The sequence below is a fragment of the Brevundimonas staleyi genome, assembly GCF_041893865.1.
In the GTDB taxonomy this organism is placed as follows: domain Bacteria; phylum Pseudomonadota; class Alphaproteobacteria; order Caulobacterales; family Caulobacteraceae; genus Brevundimonas; species Brevundimonas staleyi.
Map to the genome: position 1 here is coordinate 747,192 of NZ_CP169082.1, position 19,709 is coordinate 766,900.

Annotated in this window: 21 protein-coding genes and 1 tRNA gene; 11 read left to right on the plus strand and 11 right to left on the minus strand. The window is 68.6% G+C overall.

The window, feature by feature from the left end; genetic code table 11:
• Positions 1–22: 22 nt before the first annotated feature.
• Positions 23–1,390 (plus strand): DUF6880 family protein, encoded by a 1,368-nt coding sequence (locus ACETK8_RS03795; protein WP_374038186.1) that lies wholly within the window; start codon positions 23–25, stop codon positions 1,388–1,390.
• 69 nt (positions 1,391–1,459) lie between these two features.
• Complete coding sequence (locus ACETK8_RS03800; RefSeq protein WP_374038187.1) at positions 1,460–1,684, plus strand: hypothetical protein; 225 nt, start codon at positions 1,460–1,462, stop codon at positions 1,682–1,684.
• Between the two features lie 6 nt (positions 1,685–1,690).
• Here the strand turns inward: ACETK8_RS03800 and ACETK8_RS03805 are convergent.
• Positions 1,691–1,775, minus strand: a tRNA-Leu gene (locus ACETK8_RS03805).
• Positions 1,776–1,919: 144 nt separating this feature from the next.
• Between ACETK8_RS03805 and ACETK8_RS03810 the strand changes: the two genes are divergently transcribed.
• Entirely contained in the window at positions 1,920–2,873 is a 954-nt protein-coding gene (locus ACETK8_RS03810) for an ATP-grasp domain-containing protein (protein WP_374038188.1), read from the plus strand.
• Entirely contained in the window at positions 2,870–3,913 is a 1,044-nt protein-coding gene (locus ACETK8_RS03815; RefSeq protein WP_374038189.1) for an LLM class flavin-dependent oxidoreductase, read from the plus strand. The genes ACETK8_RS03810 and ACETK8_RS03815 overlap by 4 nt, the downstream gene beginning before the upstream one ends.
• On the opposite strand, the gene ACETK8_RS03820 is transcribed toward ACETK8_RS03815, so the two are convergent.
• The 6 genes from ACETK8_RS03820 to ACETK8_RS03845 all read right to left on the minus strand — a co-directional run bounded on the left by ACETK8_RS03820 (position 3,910) and on the right by ACETK8_RS03845 (position 8,278).
• A complete protein-coding gene (locus ACETK8_RS03820) occupies positions 3,910–4,722 on the minus strand; it encodes a TonB family protein (RefSeq protein ID WP_374038190.1) in 813 nt (270 codons plus the stop codon). The two genes, ACETK8_RS03815 and ACETK8_RS03820, sit on opposite strands and share 4 nt — an antisense overlap.
• Before the next feature lie 4 nt (positions 4,723–4,726).
• Entirely contained in the window at positions 4,727–5,515 is a 789-nt protein-coding gene (locus tag ACETK8_RS03825; RefSeq protein ID WP_374038191.1) for a hypothetical protein, read from the minus strand.
• Positions 5,516–5,539: 24 nt separating this feature from the next.
• Entirely contained in the window at positions 5,540–6,076 is a 537-nt protein-coding gene (locus ACETK8_RS03830; protein ID WP_374038192.1) for a CcdC protein domain-containing protein, read from the minus strand.
• A 280-nt stretch (positions 6,077–6,356) separates the two neighbouring features.
• Complete coding sequence (locus tag ACETK8_RS03835; RefSeq protein WP_374038193.1) at positions 6,357–6,956, minus strand: demethoxyubiquinone hydroxylase family protein; 600 nt, start codon at positions 6,954–6,956, stop codon at positions 6,357–6,359.
• Complete coding sequence (locus tag ACETK8_RS03840; protein ID WP_374038194.1) at positions 6,934–7,470, minus strand: disulfide bond formation protein B; 537 nt, start codon at positions 7,468–7,470, stop codon at positions 6,934–6,936. The genes ACETK8_RS03835 and ACETK8_RS03840 overlap by 23 nt, the downstream gene beginning before the upstream one ends.
• 232 nt (positions 7,471–7,702) lie before the next feature.
• On the minus strand, positions 7,703–8,278 hold the full coding sequence (locus ACETK8_RS03845) for a YqaA family protein (protein ID WP_374038195.1): 576 nt from the start codon (positions 8,276–8,278) through the stop codon (positions 7,703–7,705).
• An 88-nt stretch (positions 8,279–8,366) separates the two neighbouring features.
• Here ACETK8_RS03845 and ACETK8_RS03850 point away from each other — a divergent pair, with 88 nt between their 5' ends.
• The 7 genes from ACETK8_RS03850 (at position 8,367) to ACETK8_RS03880 (ending at position 14,338) form a co-directional block, all read left to right on the plus strand.
• On the plus strand, positions 8,367–8,999 hold the full coding sequence (locus ACETK8_RS03850; RefSeq protein WP_374038196.1) for an exopolysaccharide biosynthesis protein: 633 nt from the start codon (positions 8,367–8,369) through the stop codon (positions 8,997–8,999).
• A 125-nt stretch (positions 9,000–9,124) separates the two neighbouring features.
• Complete coding sequence (gene hppD / locus ACETK8_RS03855; RefSeq protein WP_374038197.1) at positions 9,125–10,231, plus strand: 4-hydroxyphenylpyruvate dioxygenase; 1,107 nt, start codon at positions 9,125–9,127, stop codon at positions 10,229–10,231.
• Positions 10,232–10,585: 354 nt separating this feature from the next.
• Positions 10,586–11,710, plus strand: coding sequence for an isoaspartyl peptidase/L-asparaginase family protein (locus ACETK8_RS03860; protein WP_374038198.1), 1,125 nt, complete (start codon positions 10,586–10,588; stop codon positions 11,708–11,710).
• The gene (locus ACETK8_RS03865) at positions 11,707–12,072 is read left to right on the plus strand and encodes a cupin domain-containing protein (protein WP_374038199.1); all 366 of its coding nucleotides are present in this window, start codon (positions 11,707–11,709) and stop codon (positions 12,070–12,072) included. Before ACETK8_RS03860 ends, ACETK8_RS03865 begins: the two co-directional genes overlap by 4 nt.
• Positions 12,072–12,338 (plus strand): hypothetical protein, encoded by a 267-nt coding sequence (locus ACETK8_RS03870; protein ID WP_374038200.1) that lies wholly within the window; start codon positions 12,072–12,074, stop codon positions 12,336–12,338. Before ACETK8_RS03865 ends, ACETK8_RS03870 begins: the two co-directional genes overlap by 1 nt.
• A 100-nt stretch (positions 12,339–12,438) precedes the next feature.
• Positions 12,439–13,242 carry a hypothetical protein gene (locus ACETK8_RS03875; RefSeq protein ID WP_374038201.1) on the plus strand — a complete coding sequence of 268 codons (804 nt, stop codon included), beginning with the start codon at positions 12,439–12,441 and terminating at the stop codon, positions 13,240–13,242.
• A gap of 85 nt (positions 13,243–13,327) precedes the next feature.
• Complete coding sequence (locus tag ACETK8_RS03880) at positions 13,328–14,338, plus strand: fumarylacetoacetate hydrolase family protein (RefSeq protein ID WP_374038202.1); 1,011 nt, start codon at positions 13,328–13,330, stop codon at positions 14,336–14,338.
• Between the two features lie 4 nt (positions 14,339–14,342).
• Here ACETK8_RS03880 and ACETK8_RS03885 read toward each other — a convergent pair whose 3' ends face one another.
• Genes ACETK8_RS03885 through yidC form a run of 4 tightly spaced genes read right to left on the minus strand, consistent with a single transcriptional unit; the run spans position 14,343 to position 19,706 of the window.
• A complete protein-coding gene (locus ACETK8_RS03885) occupies positions 14,343–15,299 on the minus strand; it encodes an esterase-like activity of phytase family protein (protein WP_374038203.1) in 957 nt (318 codons plus the stop codon).
• Positions 15,299–17,185 (minus strand): cobaltochelatase subunit CobT, encoded by a 1,887-nt coding sequence (cobT, locus tag ACETK8_RS03890; protein WP_374038204.1) that lies wholly within the window; start codon positions 17,183–17,185, stop codon positions 15,299–15,301. The genes ACETK8_RS03885 and cobT overlap by 1 nt, the downstream gene beginning before the upstream one ends.
• A 32-nt stretch (positions 17,186–17,217) precedes the next feature.
• Positions 17,218–17,883: a ribosome biogenesis GTP-binding protein YihA/YsxC gene (gene yihA, locus ACETK8_RS03895; RefSeq protein ID WP_374038205.1), complete on the minus strand. Its 666-nt coding sequence runs from the start codon at positions 17,881–17,883 to the stop codon at positions 17,218–17,220.
• A complete protein-coding gene (yidC, locus tag ACETK8_RS03900) occupies positions 17,880–19,706 on the minus strand; it encodes a membrane protein insertase YidC (RefSeq protein WP_374038206.1) in 1,827 nt (608 codons plus the stop codon). The genes yihA and yidC overlap by 4 nt, the downstream gene beginning before the upstream one ends.
• Between the last annotated feature and the right edge of the window lie 3 nt (positions 19,707–19,709).

A 19,709-nucleotide genomic window follows, 5' to 3' on the forward strand; every position in this document is an offset into this window, starting at 1 on the left:
ACGATGGGATAGAGATCGGCCCATGGCGAAACGACCGGCGACGGCCAAGAAGACCCTGTCGGCGGCGAACCTGAAGGCGCTGGGCGACGACCGGCTGGCCGAGCTCCTGATGGAGATGGCGGGCGAGGACGCGGGCTGGAAGCGACGCCTGCGGATGGAGTTGGCGGCCGAGGTCGGGGCGGCCGATCTGGCGCTGGAACTGGACAAGCGGCTGAACACCCTGGCGACCAGTCGGGCCAAGGTGTCGTGGCGGAAGCGGCCGGAGCTGATCTCGGACCTCTGGACCGTGCGGCGGATCATCGTCGACAGGCTGGCGGTCATGGACGCGCGGCTGGGGCTGGACCGGCTGGTCGCCTGGTTCGACCTCTATCCGGGACTGTCGGCGCGGGTGAAGGACCCCAAGGGCGAGCTGTCGACGATGTTCGACGCGGCCTCCGCCGATCTGGCGGCGGTGGGATCGCTGGCGGGGGTCGAAGTGGCGGCGCCGGTCTTCGTCGAGGCCCTGAACACCCGGCTGTCGGAATGGGCGTCGTGGATCGGGCGCGGCGCCGTGGCGATGCAGCCGGATCTGGCGCGGGCGGTGCTGAAGGGGATCACCGATGGCAAGCCGAAGCCCACCGGACGGCTGGCCCTGGTGGTGCGGAAGCTGGCGGACCGCTCCGGCGACCTCGACGCCTGGGTCGCCTCCCTGCCCGACGACGACCGCACCAGGCCCGAGATCGGCGCCGAGATTGCCCGTCGTCTGGCCGAGACCGGCCGGGCCAACGAGGCGCGGGCGGCGCTGGAGGCCTCCCGCCCCGTGACGAAGGAGGCGACCCGCTGGGGACGGCGCGAGCCCGAACCCCCGCCGCCTCCGCCCGAGGCCTGGCTGACCGCCGAGGTCGCCGTGCTCGAAGCCGAGGGCGACCAGAAGGGCGCGTCGGACGCCCGCTGGATGCTGTTCGAACGGACTCTGGCCGAGGCGCCGCTGCGGGCGGAGATCGCCAAACTGCCGGACTTCGAGGACGTCATCGCGCTCGACCGCGCCTTCGCCCACGCCGCCGCCTATCCGGATGCGACGGCGGGCCTGCGCTTCCTGATGAACTGGCCGGCGCTGCGCGAAGCCGGGGAGATGGTGGTGGCGCGCGCCGCCGAACTGCGCGGCTCGGCCGACGAGGTGCCGCTGTGGGCCTCACGGCTGGAGGGGCGCAATCCGCAGGCGGCCTTGGCCCTGATCCGGTCGCGGGCCGTGGCCCTGACCCGACTGGCGCTGGGCTCGGGCGGCGAGGAGGTGCAGCAACTGGTGCATCAGGCTCAGGCGCTCTCGGATCAGATCGGCGACGAGGGGCAGGACGGGTTCCTGCTGGCGCTGGAGGAGGCGGCTCGGCCGGTCCGGCGAGGGTGGCGCTGACTGTCGGTTCCGCGACAGAGCAACCGGGGGTCTTCGACGGCGTTGGTTGGCGCGCTTCTGGAGCCTGTCATGTCCTTCACCCAACTGAACCCCACCCTGCCCCTGACCGTCGAAGGCAAGGGCAAGGGCTATGCGATCGCCGTCATCGACTATGGCGAGGAGCATTCGCTGATCTGGGTCACGGTGATGGACGAGACCGGCGAGATCTGGTGCGCGCCCAATCCCAAGGTGCGGGTGCAGTCGAACTGGACGCTGGGAAGGATGCCGGGCGCGCAGGTCCGTCCGGACGCCTGAACAGGCTGGTGCCCCCGGTCGGACTCGAACCGACACTCCTCTCGGAACCGGATTTTGAGTCCGGCGCGTCTACCAATTCCACCACAAGGGCTCTGTGCGGACGGACTGTTTAGTCGCCCGCCGGGGTTCGCGCTACGGAACCGCGAGATTTTTTGGGGGCGGCGAGAGAAACTCTGGCGGCGAATGTGCGTCACGCCTCTTGCGTTCCATCGTGGTGTAACGCATTTGGCCCGGCATGACCGACGCCCTGCCCGATCTCGCCATCGTCTATGAGCATCCCGAATGGTTCGAGCCGCTGTTCGCGGCCCTGGACCGGCATGGGGTTTCCTATGTGAAGGTCCCGCTGGCGGGAGACGTATTCGATCCGACCGGGTCGGCGGCGCCGGCGACGGTGGTCTTCAGTCGGGTCGCCATGTCCTCCTTCCTGCGCGAGCCGGAGCATCCGATCTTCTACGCCCAGAGCCTGTTCGAGCACTGGCAGGGGCAGGGGGCGCGGGTGGTGAATGCGTCCGCCCTGAACATCGACACGTCCAAGGCGCGGCAGATGTCGCTGATCGCGCGCCTGGGCCTGAAGGGGCCGGCGACGCGGGTGGCGCACCGGCAGGCGGACATTCCGAAGGCGGCGGAGGGGCTGCGTTATCCGCTGCTGGTCAAGGCCGATATCGGCGGCGCCGGGGCCGGCATTACCCGCTATGAGGACGCCGAGAAGCTGGCCGAGGCGGCGAGCGAGAAATGGTGCCCCGTCGGGGTCAACGGGATTTCGCTGGTGCAGGAGTACGCGCCGCGCCGCGACGGCAAGGTGACGCGGGTCGAGACCCTGAACGGCCAATATCTCTACGCCATCGACATCGAGAGCCCGGGCGACGCCTTCGACCTGTGCCCGGCCGATGCGTGCCTGGTGCGGCCGGGCGCCCCGACCCTGACCATGACCAAGACGACGCCGCCGCCCGAGATCATCGAGGCCGTCGAGCGGCTGGCCGTGGCGGGCGAACTGGAGGTCGGGGGAATCGAATATCTGATCGACGACCGGGACGGATCGGTCCTGTTCTACGACATCAACGGCCTGTCGAACTTTGTGGCCAAGCCGGTCGAGGTCTTGGGCTTCGACCCGCACGACGACCTGGTCGACTGGCTGAAGGGCATCGTCGCCGAGGAGAAGGCGAAGCGGAACGTGGGAGCGGCGGCATGAGGTACGGATACTGGGCGCCGGTCTTCGGCGGGTGGCTGAGGAACGTCGACGACGAGCGCGAGGCCTCGTGGGAGAACGCGTCGCGGCTGGTGAAGCGGTCGGAGGCCCTGGGTTACGACCTGACCCTGATCGCCGAGCTGAACCTGAACGACATCAAGGGGATCGAGGCGCCGGCCCTGGACGCCTGGTCGACGGCGGCGGCCCTGGCGGCCGTGACCGAGACGATCGAGCTGATGGTGGCGGTGCGTCCGAACTTCCACCAGCCGGCCCTGTTCGCGAAACAGGCGGCCAATATCGACCGGATCTCGAACGGGCGGCTGGCTTTGAACGTGGTCTCGTCTTGGTGGGCCAAGGAGGCGGAGAGCTATGGCCTGCAGTTCGACCAGCATGACGACCGCTATGCGCGCACGACCGAATGGCTGCAGGTGCTGGATCGTCTGTGGACGGAGAAGCGGGTCGATTTCGAGGGCAAATACTACGCCCTGAAGGATGCCATCGTGGAGCCGAAGCCGACGTCCTCGCCGGAGCGCCCGCGTCCGGTCATCTATGCCGGTGGTGAGAGCGAGGCGGCCAAGACCCTGATCGCCCGATACTGCGACGCCTATGTCATGCACGGCGACGAGCCGGAGCATATCAAGGCCAAGATCGCCGACATGGCGGCGCGGCGCGAGAGCTTCGGCCTGCCGCCGATGCAGTACGGCATGGCCGGCTACGCCATCGTGCGGGACACGGATGCGGAGGCCGAACGCGAGCTGGAGCGGATCACCACCATCCCCGGCCTGGCGGAGGGGACGCCGCCCGCCGGCTTCGCCAACTTCGACCAGTGGCTTTCGGGCACCGAGCTGGAGCGCGAGCTGAAGATCCGGGAATACAGCGTCTCCAACCGGGGCCTGCGTCCCGGCTTCGTCGGCACGCCCGAGACGATCCGCGAACGGATGGAGGCGTTCGAGGACGCCGGTCTGGACCTGGTCCTGCTGCAGATGTCGCCGCAGGAGGAAGATATGGAGCGGTTCTCGGCCCAGGTGATCCGGCCGAACTAGCGGCCGGGAATATTGAAGCGGATGGTGAAGGTGACCAGGCCGTCGCCGGGCCGGCTCTCGCCTTGCGATCTTCGCTGAAGCCGCGCGTCTCGCGCCGCGCGAAGCGCAGCCCGCCCGAAGTCCGCGCCGCCCGGACGTTCGACCTCGACCTGACAATCCTTGAGCCGCCCGTCGTCCTGGGTCAGGCAACTGAGAACCGCCATGCCGGAGATCCCGTTCATCACCGCCCGATCCGGATAGGTCGGGCGGGGGTGGCTGGCCCACCGCGCAGCCTCGCCACCCTGGACGGCGGCATCGGCCGACGTCTCGCTGATGCGAAGCGTGTCGCGCTGATCGTCGGCTGGACGTCCGCAGGCGGCCAGGACCCGGTTCACGGCGGCGGGCGAGGGCGGCAGGGTGATGACATAGCGACGAGACGGTTCCCCGTCCCTTCCCGCCGCGACGAGTTGCAGGTCTCCGCCCGCGCGGAACCTGCGGGCCAGAGGCGCGGGGAGGTCGGCGAACAGGGCCAAGCCGTCCGCGCTCGCCTGCCAGGTGGAGTCCCGCATGGGCAGATCGCCGAAGGCGTAGCGGATGGTGCGCTGGTCGCCTTGTTCCTGGGGCACGGGCAGGCCGACGATATAAGTCTCCAGGTTCTGGCCGTCGCAGCGCACGGCGACGGCCAGGCCGCTGTCGTAGGCGATAGAGGCGGACACGGCCCTGTTCCGCTCGACGAAATCCCAGTCCTCGGCCACATCCTGAGCCGTCGCCGCGCTTGCCCCGAGAAGGCCGATCAGGGCGACGAGGCCGCGAGACAGGGTGCGGATCATCGGATCAGCGCATCACATAGTTGACCCGGAAGCCGATCATCCGGGGCGCGTACTGGCCGGGGGTCTCGCCGGGGCTGTTGATGCGGGCGTCATTGGTGGCGCGCAGCGCATTGCGCCCGAAGCGGCCGTCGTCGGGGTGTTCGGACTCGATCTGGCACTGGGCGAGCGCCCCGTTCGGCTGGACCACGCAGGTGACGACCGCATACCCTTCCGCATAGTTGGTCGAGGGATAGGAAGGCCGGGGCGCTCGGGCCCAGGTCACGCCGTCGGGCAGGCCGTTCTCGGTGATCTCGGGCAGGAGGGCGTCGCGGGGATCCTCGGTCGGGCGGTTGCAGGCGGTCAGGGTCTGGTCGATGGCGGCCGAGGAGGCGGGCAGGACCAGGTCGTGACGCAGGTTCCGACCCTCGCCCCCGCCGCCGGGGATCAGGATGCTGACCTCGCCGCCATCGCGCAGGCTGCGCGCCAGGCTGGCGGGATAGTCGGCGATGGCCACGGTGCGATCGGTGGTCACGCTCCAGCGGCTGTCGTGGGGCTCCTTGTCGCCGATGCCGATCCTCAGGGTGCGGATGCGCGCATTGCGGGGCGCTTCGGGCAGGCCGCCGATCACCGCGCCATAGACGCCGTCCATGCAGCGGAAGCCGATGGTCAGGCCGGTCGAGGTGGGGATGTAGGCGAAGACGGTCTTGCGTTCCGGCTGGCGGATGACCTCCCAGTCGTCCTCCGTGACGTCCTGGGCCAGGGCCGAACCGGCTACGGCGAGAAGAGCGATGGAAGCCAGAACCCGGAAACGCATACGCCTACTCTCGACAGGGGTGGATCAGACCGCGGCCTCCACATGGCTGTCGGGACGACCGGCCAGCACGCGTCGGGCGCGAATGAACATCTCGATACGTTGCACGACGATCATGCCGACCGCAAACAACAGAAATGCGTCAGCGACGGCCAGGGCGTTCAGATGCCAGGCGGCGGCGTGGGGCTCCAGCACCGAACGCAGGGCGCTGCGGCCGAGGAAGAGGCCGACGATCAGGATGATGCCGAGCGGGGAGGCCTGGGCCTTCAGCGTGCCGTCGGCATGTTTCTGGATGGTGGTCATCTTGCCGCGCCACCAGCCGGCGACGCAGCCGAGGCCCAGGCCGACGGCCAGGATCAGCCACGATACGGTGTCGAACGGCGTGTGATCCGCGCCCTGCGCCTGGCTGGAGCCCCACAGGCCCAGACCGATCAGGGGCACGACGATGGCCGGGGTGACCCACATCCATTGCGGTCGCAGCGTTCGGGGCGCGCGGTTCCTGAGCAGGATGATCGGCAGAAGCACCAGAAGGACGATCAGCGGTGCGTACTGTTGCGGCGTCATGGTCGGTCCCCCTAGGCTTGGGCGAACGCTACTCCAGACCACGAAAGTGCGGCAAGGCGCCGCAGTTTGGAATCGGAGGCCCTTCGCGCAAGACCGAGGACGTGTGCGTCACCGCTTCTTTCGTCATCCTCCGGCGAAGCGCAGCGGAGACCGGGGGACCCAGCGGCGCCGAAGGCGATCTTTTCAGGCAGGATGCTTCGAGCGGCTGTGTGCGCGGCAGGTTCGCGCTCTCGCGCGCCGCTGGGTCCCCCGGTCGCTTCGCGCCGGAGGATGACGACAATCAAACGCGTTCGCTGACCTTGATCGCCACCCGGCAGCCCGCCTTGATGACGGCGCTGAGCAACCGGTAGGCGGGGGCCTCGCGGCTGCCGTGGGCGATGGCGTGGTCGTGGTGTTCCAGCTCTTCCAGCCGGAACTTCTCCAGCTCGGCGGCCAGTTCCGGCTCGCGGTCGGCCAGTTCGGCGACCTGGTCGGCGTAGTGTTCCTCGATCACGCTCTCGACCGCCTCGGTGCAGGCGTGGGCGGCCTTCTCTCCCATCAGGGCCGTGGCCGCGCCTAGGCCCGTGGCCGCCAGGGACCACAGGGGCAGCATGGCGGTGGGCCGCACACGATGTTCAGTCAGGAGCGCGTCGAAGCGGGCCTTGTGGACCTCTTCCCCGGCCTTCATCTCGACCATGTCGGCGGTGATGGCCTCCTTGCCGCGCACCCCGTCGAAGACGGCGCGCTGGGCCTCGTAAATCTTGACCGCCGCATACTCTCCGGCGTGGTCGACGCGCAGGATTTCGGCCATCCGGGCGCGCATGGCGCCGCGTCCGGGGCGGGCGAGCGGAATGCGGCGGGTCGCGGTGTCCACGGCCTCAGTTTCCAGGGGCTCTGGCATCCTTGGGCCTCTTGGCGGCGAGCAGGCTGAACCCGGCCAGGGCGGCGGAGATCAGGGCGTTCCAGCCCGCCATCGACAGGCCGAGGAAGCTCCACGTCACCGCGTCGCACATGGCGACACGGACGGTCGGACCCGTGCCCAGCGCCAACGACGTCAGGCTTTCCAGATCGGCCCCGGCGCCGCCGCCCGAGCAAAGGGCCGGCAGGGCCCACCATTTCAGCTCGCCCCCCGCGTGGAAGCCGGCGGTGATGGCGCCCGTGGTGAAGATGGCGAACAGCAGGAAGGCGGCGATGCGGGGCGTGCCCCGACGCGCCTGGCTGATGACGGTCCAGATGGTGGCGACCAGCGACACGGCCACCGCGCCCCAGAACACCTCCCGCTGCTTGAGGCAGAGGTTGCAGGGCGACAGGCCGGCGAAGGTCTCGAACGCATGCGCCGCGCCCAGCATCGCCAGCGAGATCGCCAGGGCGAAGGCGGTCCACCAACGGGTCAGCAGGCGATAGACGCTTCTCATGGCTCTAGTCTTAGACCGCTGCGAAGCAGTCGTCGATATTCTCCTCCCTGTTCGCCGCTTGGCGAATGGGGAGGTGGCGCGGCGCGTCTTCAGCGCCGTGACGGAGGGGGCGAGAGGGTGCTGAAGTGAGGGCCGGCGGGTGCTCGCTCGTCGAGACCCGGTCGCCCCCTCCGTCAGCTCGCGAAGCGCTCGCTGCCACCTCCCCATCGCGAGGCGACGGGGAGGAGACGTGTCAGAGCAGCTTCAGCAAGAGGAAGCCGCCGACCAGCAGCACCAGCCCGATCACGAACGACAGGGCCAGGCGCTTCTCGACGATCTCCAGCATGGGCGGGCCCCAGGTCTTGAGGATCCAGGCTTCGAGGAAGAAGCGGCCCGAGCGGGTGATGGCCACCGCCAGGATGAAGAGGCCCAGGTTGAACTTGGCCAGACCCGCCGCGACGGTCACCAGCTTGAACGGGATCGGCGTCAGACCCTTGCCGAGGATGACCAGAAAGCCGTTGTCGGCGAACCACGACTGATAGACGGCCATCTCCATGCCGTGGCCGAAGATCTCCAGAAGCCGGATCGCCAGGGGCTCCAGAAACACGCCGATGGCGTAGCCGAGGAGGCCCCCCAGAAGCGACGCGATGGAACAGACCGCCGCATAGCGATAGGCGCGATCCGGTCGCGACAGGATCATCGGCGCCAGCATGACGTCCGGCGGGATGGGGAAGAAGGAGGCCTCGGCGAAGGAGACCGCCGCCATCGTCTTCTCCGCATAGGGCTTGCGCGCCTGTTCGAAGACCCAGTCGTAGAGTTTGCGAAGCATAGGATCCCCGAGATCGTCCTGTGGGCGTTAGCATCGCTGCGTCACCGCGTCACCTGAGCCGGTGGCCGCGGCCGGGTATGGAGGCCGAATGACCTCCCCGCATTCCCGTCATCAGGACGACGTTTCCCACGATCTGGGCCGGCTGTTGCGCCGCCTCGCCGACGACGGGGGCGAGGAGGGGCTGACCCTGCATCAGATCCGCGACCGGCTGGACGAGCGGGCGTATGGGCTTCTGATCCTGATCTTGTCGATCCCCTGTCTCGTGCCGGGCCTCTATGGGGTGCCCCAGGCGGTCGGGGTCATCATCATCCTGATCGCGGCCCAGTTGCTGATCGGGCGGGAGGAGCCGTGGCTGCCTCGCCGGGTCTTGAACCTGCGGGCCAAGGGGAAATGGCTGAAGGCGATGGCGGATTTCGCCGAGAGCCGTCTGGGCTGGATCGACCGGTTCTCGCGTCCGCGCCTTCTGATGTTCACCACGGGCGCGGGGGAGCGGGCGGCGGCCCTGTTCATGATCCTGGCCACCCTGACCATCATCCTGCCCATGACCAACACCATTCCGTCCATCGCCCTGGCCCTGTTGTCGGTCGGCCTGATCCAGCGGGACGGCCTGTTCGTGCTGGGCGGCGCGGTGGTGGCGACGGGGTGGCTGACGCTTCTGGGCGTGCTGGCCGTGGGGCTTCTGATCGGGGCGGAATGGACGTCGCGGCTGATCTTCGTCTGAGGCCGCCATCACGTCTGCGCGTCTGCGGCTTGGCTTGTCGCGGTTCGGCCACTAGGTTCCGCGCCAATCGACCGGGCCTTCGGATGAAGGCGCAGCCGGTCCCGCCCCCTTGCAGGAGACGCCCCATGGACGACCTGACCGCCAAGACCCCCGACGCCACCATCCCCGCCTACGAGAACCCGCTGGGCGTCGACGGCTTCGAATTCGTCGAGTTCACCGGCCCCGACCCCCAGGCCATGATCAAGCAGATCGAGATCATGGGCTTCGTCCAGACGCACGTGAACCCAAAGAACGGCGTCGTCCGCATGAAGCAGGGCGACATCACCTTCCTGGTCCACACGAAGCCGACCGGCCAGTCGGAAGAGTTCGCCCGCGAGCACGGTCCCTCGGCCAACGGCATGGCCTTCCGCGTCGCCGACGCCAAGGCCGCCTATGAGGGCGCGGTCGCCCGCGGCGCCCACCCGGCCGACATGCACAACGGTGGAGCCCTCGGCGACGGCGCCTATGTCCTGCGCGGCATCGGCGGGTCGCTGCTCTACATCATCGACGCCTATGGCGAGACCGGCTCGCTCTACGACAGCTGGGACGAGATCGAGGGCTGGGAAGAGGCCGAGCGCAAGAACAACGTCGGCCTGCACCTGCTCGATCACCTGACGCACAACGTCCGGCGCGGCCAGATGCGGACCTGGTCCGGCTTCTACGGCGATGTCTTCAACTTCGAGGAACAGAAGTATTTCGACATCAAGGGCAAGGCGACGGGCCTGTTCTCCCAGGCGATGATCGCGCCCGACCGCGCCATCCGCATTCCCCTGAACGAGAGCCAGGACGACAACTCCCAGATCGAGGAGTTCCTGCGTCGCTACAACGGCGAGGGCATCCAGCACATTGCGCTCGCCACCGACGACATCTTCCACACGGTCGAGGCCATGCGCGAGCGCGGCGTCCAGTTCCAGGACACGATCGAAACCTATTTCGAACTGATCGACAAACGCCTGCCCAACCACGGTCATGACGTGGAGCGGATGCGGAAGAACCGCATCCTGATCGACGGCTCGGACGAGGATGGTCTGCTGCTGCAGATCTTCACCCAGGACACCTTCGGCCCGATCTTCTTCGAGATCATCCAGCGCAAGGGCAACGAGGGCTTCGGCAACGGCAACTTCCAGGCCCTGTTCGATTCCATCGAGCTGGACCAGATCCGTCGCGGCGTCATCAAGGTCGACGCCAATTAAGATCGCGCCTCCCTCCTGGCTGCCGTTCCTGGGCCCCGTTCTGGCGGCCCTGGTCGGCGGCCTGATCGGCGAATGGCTGGCGCCCGGCTTCTGGCCGGTGCTGGCCGGCGCCCTGATCGGCGGCTTCGCCCCGATCGTGATCTATCGCCTCTGGAAATGGTCGCACCACAAGCGGGAACCTTAGCTGCCCGTCTCCTCCCCATGCTTGCATGGGGAGGTGGCGGCGAGCCCTTGCGAGCCGACGGAGGGGTTCTTCGTGCTCGCGGAAAGAACCCCTCCGTCTCTCCGCTTCGCTCCGAGCCACCTCCCCATCGCTGCGCGACAGGGAGGAGACAGGTTGATACGGTGCCCCTCATGAAACTGCTCCCCGCTCTTCTCGCCGCGCTCGCCCTGGCCTCTCCGGCCGCCGCCCAGGACGCCCCGACCTGGTCCTTCGCCATCCATGGCGGGGCGGGCGTCATCGAGCGCGCCAACCTGTCGCCGGAACAGGACGCCGCCTATCGCGCCGCCCTGACCCGCGCGCTGGAGGCCGGCGCGGCAGTGCTGCGCGATGGCGGCGTGGCGCTGGACGCCGTCCAGGCCGCCATCCAGATCATGGAGGACGATCCCCTGTTCAACGCCGGGCGCGGAGCCGTCTTCACCGCCGCCGGTCGCAACGAACTGGACGCCGCCGTCATGAACGGCGCGGATCTGACCGCCGGCGCCGTCGCGGGCCTGACCACCACCCGCCACCCCATCGCCGCCGCCCGCGCCGTGATGGAACAGTCGCCCCACGTCATGCTGATCGGCCAGGGCGCCGACGCCTTCGCCGCGTCGCAGAGCCTCGAACAGGTCGATCCCAGCTACTTCTTCACCGAGCGCCGCTGGCAGGGACTGGTGAAATTCCTGACCGACAACAACCTGCCCGTCCCCGAGCGCCCGGCCGGAGCGCCGCCCGCAGGCATGGCCTCGCTGGAACCCGCCCCGCCGCTGAACGAGCGCAAGTTCGGCACGGTCGGCGCCGTGGCGCTGGACAGCCACGGCGACCTCGCGGCCGGCACCTCCACCGGCGGCACGACCGGCAAGCGCTGGGGCCGGGTCGGCGACGTGCCGGTGATCGGCGCGGGCACCTATGCCTCCAACCGCGACGGCTGCGCGGTCTCGGCGACCGGCGACGGCGAGTATTTCATCCGGGCCACTGTTGCGCGGGACATCTGCGCGCGGATGGCGACGATCCGTGAAGAGCAGAGCCGTCTTTCTACAGCTTGCGACGAGGCCGGACCCGATGAGGTTTGTCTTGCTGATCCCATCCGCCGGGACATGCTCGCGGCCGAGGCAGAGATCGCGGAGGCAAACGAACTCGGAGGCAAGGGCGGCGTCATCACGATGAGAGACGACGGCGTGGCCTACTTCGCAATGTCCACCTCTGGCATGTATCGCGGCCACATTGGTCCGGACGGTGTCGCCCACGTCGCCATCTACGCCGACGAGACTCAGTGACCGAGCGCGTCGATCTGGCCGAGAAGTTCGCCGGCTTCTCCGACCACTGGCGGCCCCGCATCGCCGCCCAGTTGAACGGTCAGGACGTGCGGATCGTGAAGGTTCAGGGCGTCTTCCCCTGGCACAGCCATGCCGAGGGGCAGGAGATGTTCCTGGTCTGGAAGGGCCGCTTCTACGTCGAGTTCCGCGACCGCATCGTCCACCTCGACCCCGGCCAGTTCATCGTAGTGCCCTCGGGCGTCGAACACCGCACCGGCGCCGAGGAGGAGGCCGAGGTGATCATCTTCGAACCGTCGGAGGTGGTGAACACCGGCGACGCCCCCGTTTCCGACTACACGGCGCCCGGCGGAGTGATGGCCTGATGACCGACGAACTGACCCAGATGGCGCAGGAGGAGCTGAACTCCGCCTGCTCCCTGACCTGGCCCGAGCTGAAGCGGATCACCCCCTGGGGCGACAGTTTCGAGGGCTTCGCTCCATCCGGCCGCACGGTCGAGGTCGAGCGCCGCTACCTCTGGGCGCTCGATCCCGAGGGGGCCATCATCGTCGAGGTCGAGGTTCGCGACGCCGCCGCCCGCGAGGGTGTCGAGGCCCGCGCCATCCTGCATTCCCCGGCCGGATCGCGCTGAAACCCACAAGCTTCACATTTCGTCGTTAACCTTTTCCGTGGTCAGGCGTTAGCGGCTACGGCATGATCGCACGACGTTCTGCGATCGCGGGGGAATCGGCATGTATCCAGCGGAGTTCGAAACGGCCGAAGGGGTCTACTCCCGCGTCGACGAGCCCCTGTTCCTGGGCTTGCCGCCGCTTCTGGCGCTGATCCTGTTCCTGCTTCTGCTGGCCATCGCGGTGGGGATGTTCTTCCTCGGCCGCTGGCACATGGGCCAGACGGACGGCACCGACGCCGACAAGGCGCCCGGCGAGATCTATGCGGTCATCAAGCGCTATGCCTCGGACGCCCGCTCGGCCAGCAGCAACGAGCTGAAGCAGAAGGCCGAGGTGCTGGAGCGCAAGATCGACCAGTACCTGGGCCCCGTCATCGTCGTCGGCAAGGAACTGGGCGGCCTGACCAAGGCGCTGAAACAGGCTGGCGAGGGCAAGATCGAGGAACCCGCCAAGCCGGAGGCCAAGACGGAAACCCGTCCGGAGTCCAGAACCTGCACCTGTGGCGGAACGGGCGGCGCCCGGGTCTGCGCCTGCGGCGCCGTGCCCGCCCAGCCGGTATCGATCAACCAGGTCTATATCGGCGGCGCCCCGGTCGCGACGCCCCCTGCCGCCGACACCCCGCCGCCCCGCGCCGAGCGCGATTCCCCGACAGACAGGCCCGCGCCGCCCAAGACGGTGAAGCGGGACATGACCCATGCCGAGCAGATCGACGCCCTCGACAAGGCCGTCCGCGCCTTCAACGACTACTGGCACAACAAGGAGGGCCGGGTCGCCGAGTTGAAGGCGGCGCAGCGCGCTCTCAATCGCCGGCCGCCGTCCAGCGATCTGTCCGACGGACACAGCCATACCGTGGGCGGTCGCCACTGACCGATGGGTCGCCGCGTTCGAGGTGATCGACGATCACGCTTCGAGGGCGGTTCACCTCGCCGCCGATCCGGCCTAGACCAGAGGCATGAAACTCGCCTCGCTCAAGCACGGCCGTGACGGCCGCCTCGTGGTCGTCTCCTCGGACCTCGCCTGGTTCACCGACGCCTTCCTGATCGCCCCGACGCTGCAGGCCGCGCTCGACGACTGGGAGCATTGCGAGCCCAAGCTGCGCGCCCTGGCCGAAAGCCTGGAGCATGAGGGCGTGCCGCGCGGGCGGTTCCATGAGCGGGACGCCGCCGCCCCCCTGCCGCGCGCCTATCAGTGGGCGGACGGCTCGGCCTATGTGAACCACGTCGAACTGGTGCGGAAGGCGCGGGGCGCCGAGATGCCGGCCAGCTTCTGGACCGACCCCCTGATGTATCAGGGCGGCTCCGACCACTTCATGGGCGCGCGCGATCCGATCCCGCTGGCCGACGAAAGCTGGGGCTGCGACCTGGAGGCCGAAATCGTCGTCGTCACCGGCGATGTGCCCCAGGGCGTCACGCCGGAAGAGGCGCGCGGTCACATCCGTCTGGTCGGCCTGGTCAACGACGTCAGCTTGCGCAACCTGATCCCCGGCGAACTCGGCAAGGGCTTCGGCTTCGTCCAGTCCAAGCCCGCCTCCACCCTGTCGCCCGTCTTCGTGACCCCGGACGCCCTGGGCGATCGCTGGAAGGACGGCAAGCTGTCGGGCGCCCTGTCGGTGCAACTGAACGGTCAGGACTTCGGTTCGGCCGACGCCGGCGTGGACATGACCTTCGACTTCGGCGTCCTGATCGCCCACCTGGCCAAGACCCGGTCGCTGGTCGCGGGCACCGTCATCGGCTCGGGCACGGTGTCGAACAAGGACGCGGACGGCGGTCCCGGCAAGCCGGTTTCCGAAGGCGGTCTCGGCTACTCCTGCATCGCCGAGATCCGCACGGTCGAGACGATCAACACCGGCGCGGCCGTGACGCCCTTCCTGAAGCACGGGGACACCGTCCGCATCGAGATGCTGGACGACAAGCACCACTCCATCTTCGGCGCCATCGAACAGACCGTTCAGCCGGTCGGCTGAGCGGTCAGCGGCGGACGTCGAAGGCCAGGAGCAGGGTCTTCTGAAGCAGGTTGTCGTTGTCGTCGCTGAGTAGATAGAGGCGCGTGCCGGTCGCGGTGGCCACCGCCGCGATCCCCTCGAAATTGTCGGTCGAGGCCGGCGGGCGCAGCTGGATCAGGGGCTCGGACAGGACGCCTTCGGGTGACAGGCGCCGGACACGGACGCGCATGTCGAGCGGCGGGGCGTAGTAGCGCTCGACCACGAACCAGCCGCCCTCGGGGTCCCGATCCGCGCCGGTGAAGCGGAAGCCGTCGGCGGGGGTCGGCATGGGGTCGGACAGGGGCTTGCAGCCGCCCCGGTCGCAGAGCCAGGCGCCGCCGCCCTCGCCCAGAACCAGCCAGCCGTCGCCGTCGGCCGACAGCCCCTCCATCCCCTCGTTGTCGGGGAAGGGGAAGTCGGGCGAGGGGACGGGCGTGGGGCGCGACGCGAGATCGACGCCATAGGACCAGATGCGGTGGTCGCGCTCGAAACTGACCAGGACCTCGCCGTCGGGCAGCAGGGCCAACCCCTCGGCGTCGGCCCGTTCCTTGGGCGCGAGGACCTGGCCGTCGGGACCGGTCAGGGCGCGGGCGACGGCGTTGTCGGCCGAGGTCAGCCGGCCGTTCTCGTCCAGGCGAAGGGTGAAACGGACCAAGGCGCCGAAGTCGCTGATCGCCCAGGCCCTGAGTTCCGACGCACTGAGGCCGACGACCTTCAGATCCGAAAGGCCGTGCAGGCTGGCGCCGCGCAGGACGAGGCCGCCGCCGTAGCTGACGCCGGGGGCGAGGGTCGCGCCGCCGATGCCGAGCGGGACGTGACGGGCCTCCATGCGAACGGCGCGGTCCGGACCGGCCGGGACGCCGGGCGTGGCGGTGGCCACGGCCGCGCAGGCCGCCAGACCCATCAGGGCCAGGGACAGGCCCGCGCGGAGGACGAGCCGCATCACGCCGCGCGCTTCAGGCGGCGACCGCCCTTCTGGGCCGTCTGTTTCGGCGCAGCGTCGAACAGTTCGGCCAGCTTCTCGATCATGACCCCGCCCAGCTGTTCTACGTCGACGATGGTGACCGCGCGGCGATACCAGCGGGTCACGTCGTGGCCGATGCCGATGGCGATCAGTTCGACCGGGCTCTGGGTCTCGATGCGCTCGATGACGGCGCGCAGATGCTTGTCGAGATAGAGGGCGGCGTTGGCCGATTGGGTGGAGTCGTCGACCGGCGAGCCGTCGGAAATGACCATCAGGATCTTGCGGCTCTCGGGCCGGTTCTTCAGCCGGTCGTGCGCCCAGGTCAGGGCCTCGCCGTCGATGTTCTCCTTGAGCAGGCCCTCGCGCATCATCAGGCCGAGGTTCTTCTTGGCGCGGCGCCACGGCGCGTCGGCGGCCTTGTAGATGATGTGGCGAAGGTCGTTCAGGCGGCCGGGCATGGAGGGCTTGCCGGCCGTGATCCAGGCTTCGCGCGCCTGTCCGCCCTTCCAGGCGCGGGTGGTGAAGCCGAGGATCTCGACCTTGACGCCGCAACGCTCCAGCGTCCGCGCCAGGATGTCGGCGCAGACGGCCGCGACCATGATCGGGCGGCCGCGCATGGAGCCGGAGTTGTCGAGCAGCAAGGTCACGACCGTGTCCCGGAAGGGGCTTTCCGACTCCATCTTGAACGACAGGGGGCTGGTCGGATCGGTGATGACGCGGGTCAGGCGGGCGGTGTCGAGCACGCCCTCTTCCAGATCGAAGGCCCACGAGCGGTTCTGCTGCGCCATCAGGCGGCGTTGCAGCTTGTTGGCCAGGCGAGCGACGACGGAGGACAGGATGGTCAGCTGCTGGTCCAGCAGAGAGCGGAGGCGCTCCAGCTCCATCGGGTCGCACAGGTCGGCGGCGTCCACGACCTCGTCATAGGCGGTGGTGAAGACCTTGTAGAAGTCGATCTGGCGGCCGTCGTCGGCGTTCTCCTGACGGTTCGGCAGGGCGCCTTCGGCCACGTCCGGGCCGTCGTCGGCGGCGTCGCCGTCGCGCTCGGCCGGAGCGCCGTCCGGGCGGGCGTCGCGGTCCTGTTCGGCGGTTGGATCGTCGGAGGCGCCGTCCATCGACTGGCCGCCTTCGCCGCCCTCCTCGTCCTCTTCGTCGTCCTGATCGTCGGAGGCTTCGGGCTCCTGCGGGTCGGGTTCGTCCTCGCCCTGATCCTCGGAGGCGTCGTCGCCGCGACCGTCGCCGGGATCGAGGTCCAGCGCGCGCAGCACGTCGCGCAGGGCCTTGCCGAAGGCGGCCTGGTCGCCCGCCGCATCGGCGAGCTTGTCGAGCTGGACGTGAGCCTTGGCCTCGATGTCGGTGCGGACCAGATCCAGCATGGCGCCGGCGCCGTCGGGGGCGCGCTGGCCGGTGACGCGTTCGCGCAGCAGCAGGGCCACGGCCTCGGCGACCGGGACGCGGTCGGCCTCTGTGACGCGCAGCGCTCCCATCTTCTCCAGACGGGTCAGGAGGGCCGCATTCATGTTGTTGCGGACGCCGGCCAGGGCGTTGGAGCCGTGGGCCTCGACGCGGGCCTGTTCGACGGCCTCGAACACCTCGGCGGCGCGGCTGTCGGCGGGGCGCAGCGTCGAGTGGATCGCCGGGTCGTGGTTGGCGAGACGGAGCGCCAGACGGTCCGCCTGACCGCGCAGGGTGGCGCTCTCGGTCTCCGATACGTTGCGCGGCGGGTGGGGCAGGGTCAGGACGCCGCCGGTCAGCTTGGGCCCGTCGGAGCCGAAGACGACTTCCAGCTCGGACTGCTCCGCCAGGGCGCGCGAGGTGTGAGCAAGCGCGCGCTTGAAGACTTCGGCTGGCGTGTCGGCGGGAGGCATGGACGACACCTAAGGCGTCGGGGTCGCGGAGGCTAGAGCTCCGCGCCCGTGGTGCGCATGATCTCGGCGCGCAGTTCCGGCAGGCCGAAGCCCTTCTCCGACGAGGTCACCGCCACGGCCGGGAAGGCGGCGGGGCGTTTGGAGATGGCTTTCAAGGTCTTCTCGGCGACAGAGACCCGCTCGTGCGCCTTGATCTTGTCGGCCTTGGTCAGGACGATCTGATAGCTGACGGCGGCGAGGTCCAGGGCGTCGAGCGCCTCGGTGTCGACCGACTTCAGGCCGTGGCGGCTGTCGATCAGCAGATAGACCCGCTTCAGCGTGACCCGGCCGCGCAGGTAGTCGCGGCCCAGATCCTGGAACTTCTTAACCGTGGTCTTGGACGCCTTGGCCCAACCGTAGCCGGGCAGGTCGACCAGACGCATCTTGCCGTCGAGGTCGAAGAAGTTGACCTCGCGCGTCCGACCCGGCTCGTTGGAGGCGCGGGCCAGCTTGTTCATGCCCACCAGCCCGTTGATCAGGCTGGACTTGCCGACGTTGGACCGGCCGGCGAAGGCGATCTCCGGCAGGTCCGGCTCGGGCAGTTGCTCCAGCTTGGCGGCCCCCATGACGAAGGTCGCCTGACGCTGGAACAGAACCCGCGCGGCCTCGATCTCCTCCTCGGTGAAGTCGAAGGGGGAGGCTGGTGCGCTGTCGGTCAAGACGCCGTCTTCTTGAGCTTGGAGAAGAAGGTGTCGATCGGATTCTCGGCCTTGAAGCGGTGCATGATGAAATACTGCTGGGCGATCGAGAGGACGTTGTTCCAGGCCCAGTAGATCAGGAGGCCCGCCGGGAAGCCGGCCATGATGAAGGTGAAGATCACCGGCATCCAGGCGAAGATCTTGCGCTGCATCGGATCGGGCGCGGGCGGGTTCATCGCCGTCTGCAGCCACATGGTGAAGCCGTAGATGATGGCCAGGACGCTGAGGGCCAGGGTGAAGCCGCCGGCGTGCGAACCGATCAGGTTACCGACCAGCGGCACTGCCGAGGGGTCCCATTTGATCAGGCCGAACAGCTGCCAGATGTTGGTCGGGTCCGGCGCAGACAGGTCGCGGATCCAGCCGAAGAAGGGCGCGTGCCGCATCTCGATGGTGACGTAGAGCACCTTGTAGAGGGCGTAGAAGACCGGGATCTGGACCAGGATGGGCAGGCAGCCCGCCAGCGGATTGATCTTCTCCTTCTGGTACAGCTCCATCGTGGCCTTCTGCTGGGCCTGCGGGTCGTCCTTGTGCTGTTCCTTGATCTTCTCCATCGCGGGCTGGAGCTTCCGCATCTTGGAGAGGCTCTCGTAGCTCTTGTTCGCCAGGGGGAACATGACGAGCTTGATGGTCAGGGTCAGCAGCAGGATGGCGACGCCGAAGTTTCCGACCCAGCCGTAGAAGAACTCGACCAAGAGGAAGATCGGGCGCGTCAGGAAGAACAGGAAGCCCCAGTCGATCGCGTAGATGAAGCGCGGCAGGTCGTACTGCTTCTCGTAGGCCGAGAGGATTTCGTTGCGCTTGGCGCCGGCGAAGAGGTGCTGGACCTCCACGACCTGGCGGCCCGGATTGATGGTGCGCGCCTCGCCCAGGATGCGGGCTTCGTGGATGTTGTAGCGGTTGGCGTCGGTGACGCGGAACTCGGCCTGGACCGTCTCGGTCTGGGGCGGGATCAGGGCCGCCATCCAGTATTTGTCGGTGATGCCCAGCCAGCCGCCGGTCGACTCGAACTGTTCGCGCGGGTTCTTGGCCCAGTCGCCGTATTTCAGCTGGGTCGTGGTGTAGCCGTCGCCCTTGGAGAAGGTGCCGATGCCGCCTTCGTGCAGGATCTGGGTCTTGCCCAGGTGGGCCGGCACGCCCTGGCGCTCGATGCGGCCGTAGGGGGCGATGGTGATGGCCTGGGTGCCCAGGTTGGCGACCGTGTCGGTGACGGTGAACATATACTGGTCGTCGATGGCGACGACGCGGGTGAAGCGCAGGCCCTGGCCGTTGTCCCAGGTCAGGGTGACGGGGGTGGTCTGGGTCAGGGTGGAGCCCGAGGTCAGGCGCCAGATGGTGTTGGGGCCCGGAACGCCGCCGACGATGTTCTGACCGGTCCAGCCGAACTGGGCGAAATAGGCGTGCTCCATGCCCTGCGGGCGGAACAGCTCGACCGGAGGCGCGTCGGCGTCCAGGGTCTCGCGGTAGTTGGTCAGGAACAGGTCGTCGACCCGGCCGCCCTGAAGCGACAGCGAACCCTGCAGGCGGTCCGTCTTGATCGGCACGCGGGCGACCGTGCCCATGGCCTGGGTGCGGTCGGTGACGAAGATGGCGCCGGAGGCGGCGGGCGAGGTTCCCGGCACCTGATCGGCGGCGTCGGGCGAGGCCGGAGCGGAGGCGGCGGCCGCTTCCTGGGCGGCCTTACGGCGCTCCATCTGCGGGCCCATGACGAAGATCTGGTACAGGATCAGGATCGCCGCCGTGGCCACGGCGAAGATCACCATATTCCGGGTGTTCTCGTTCTTCATTCG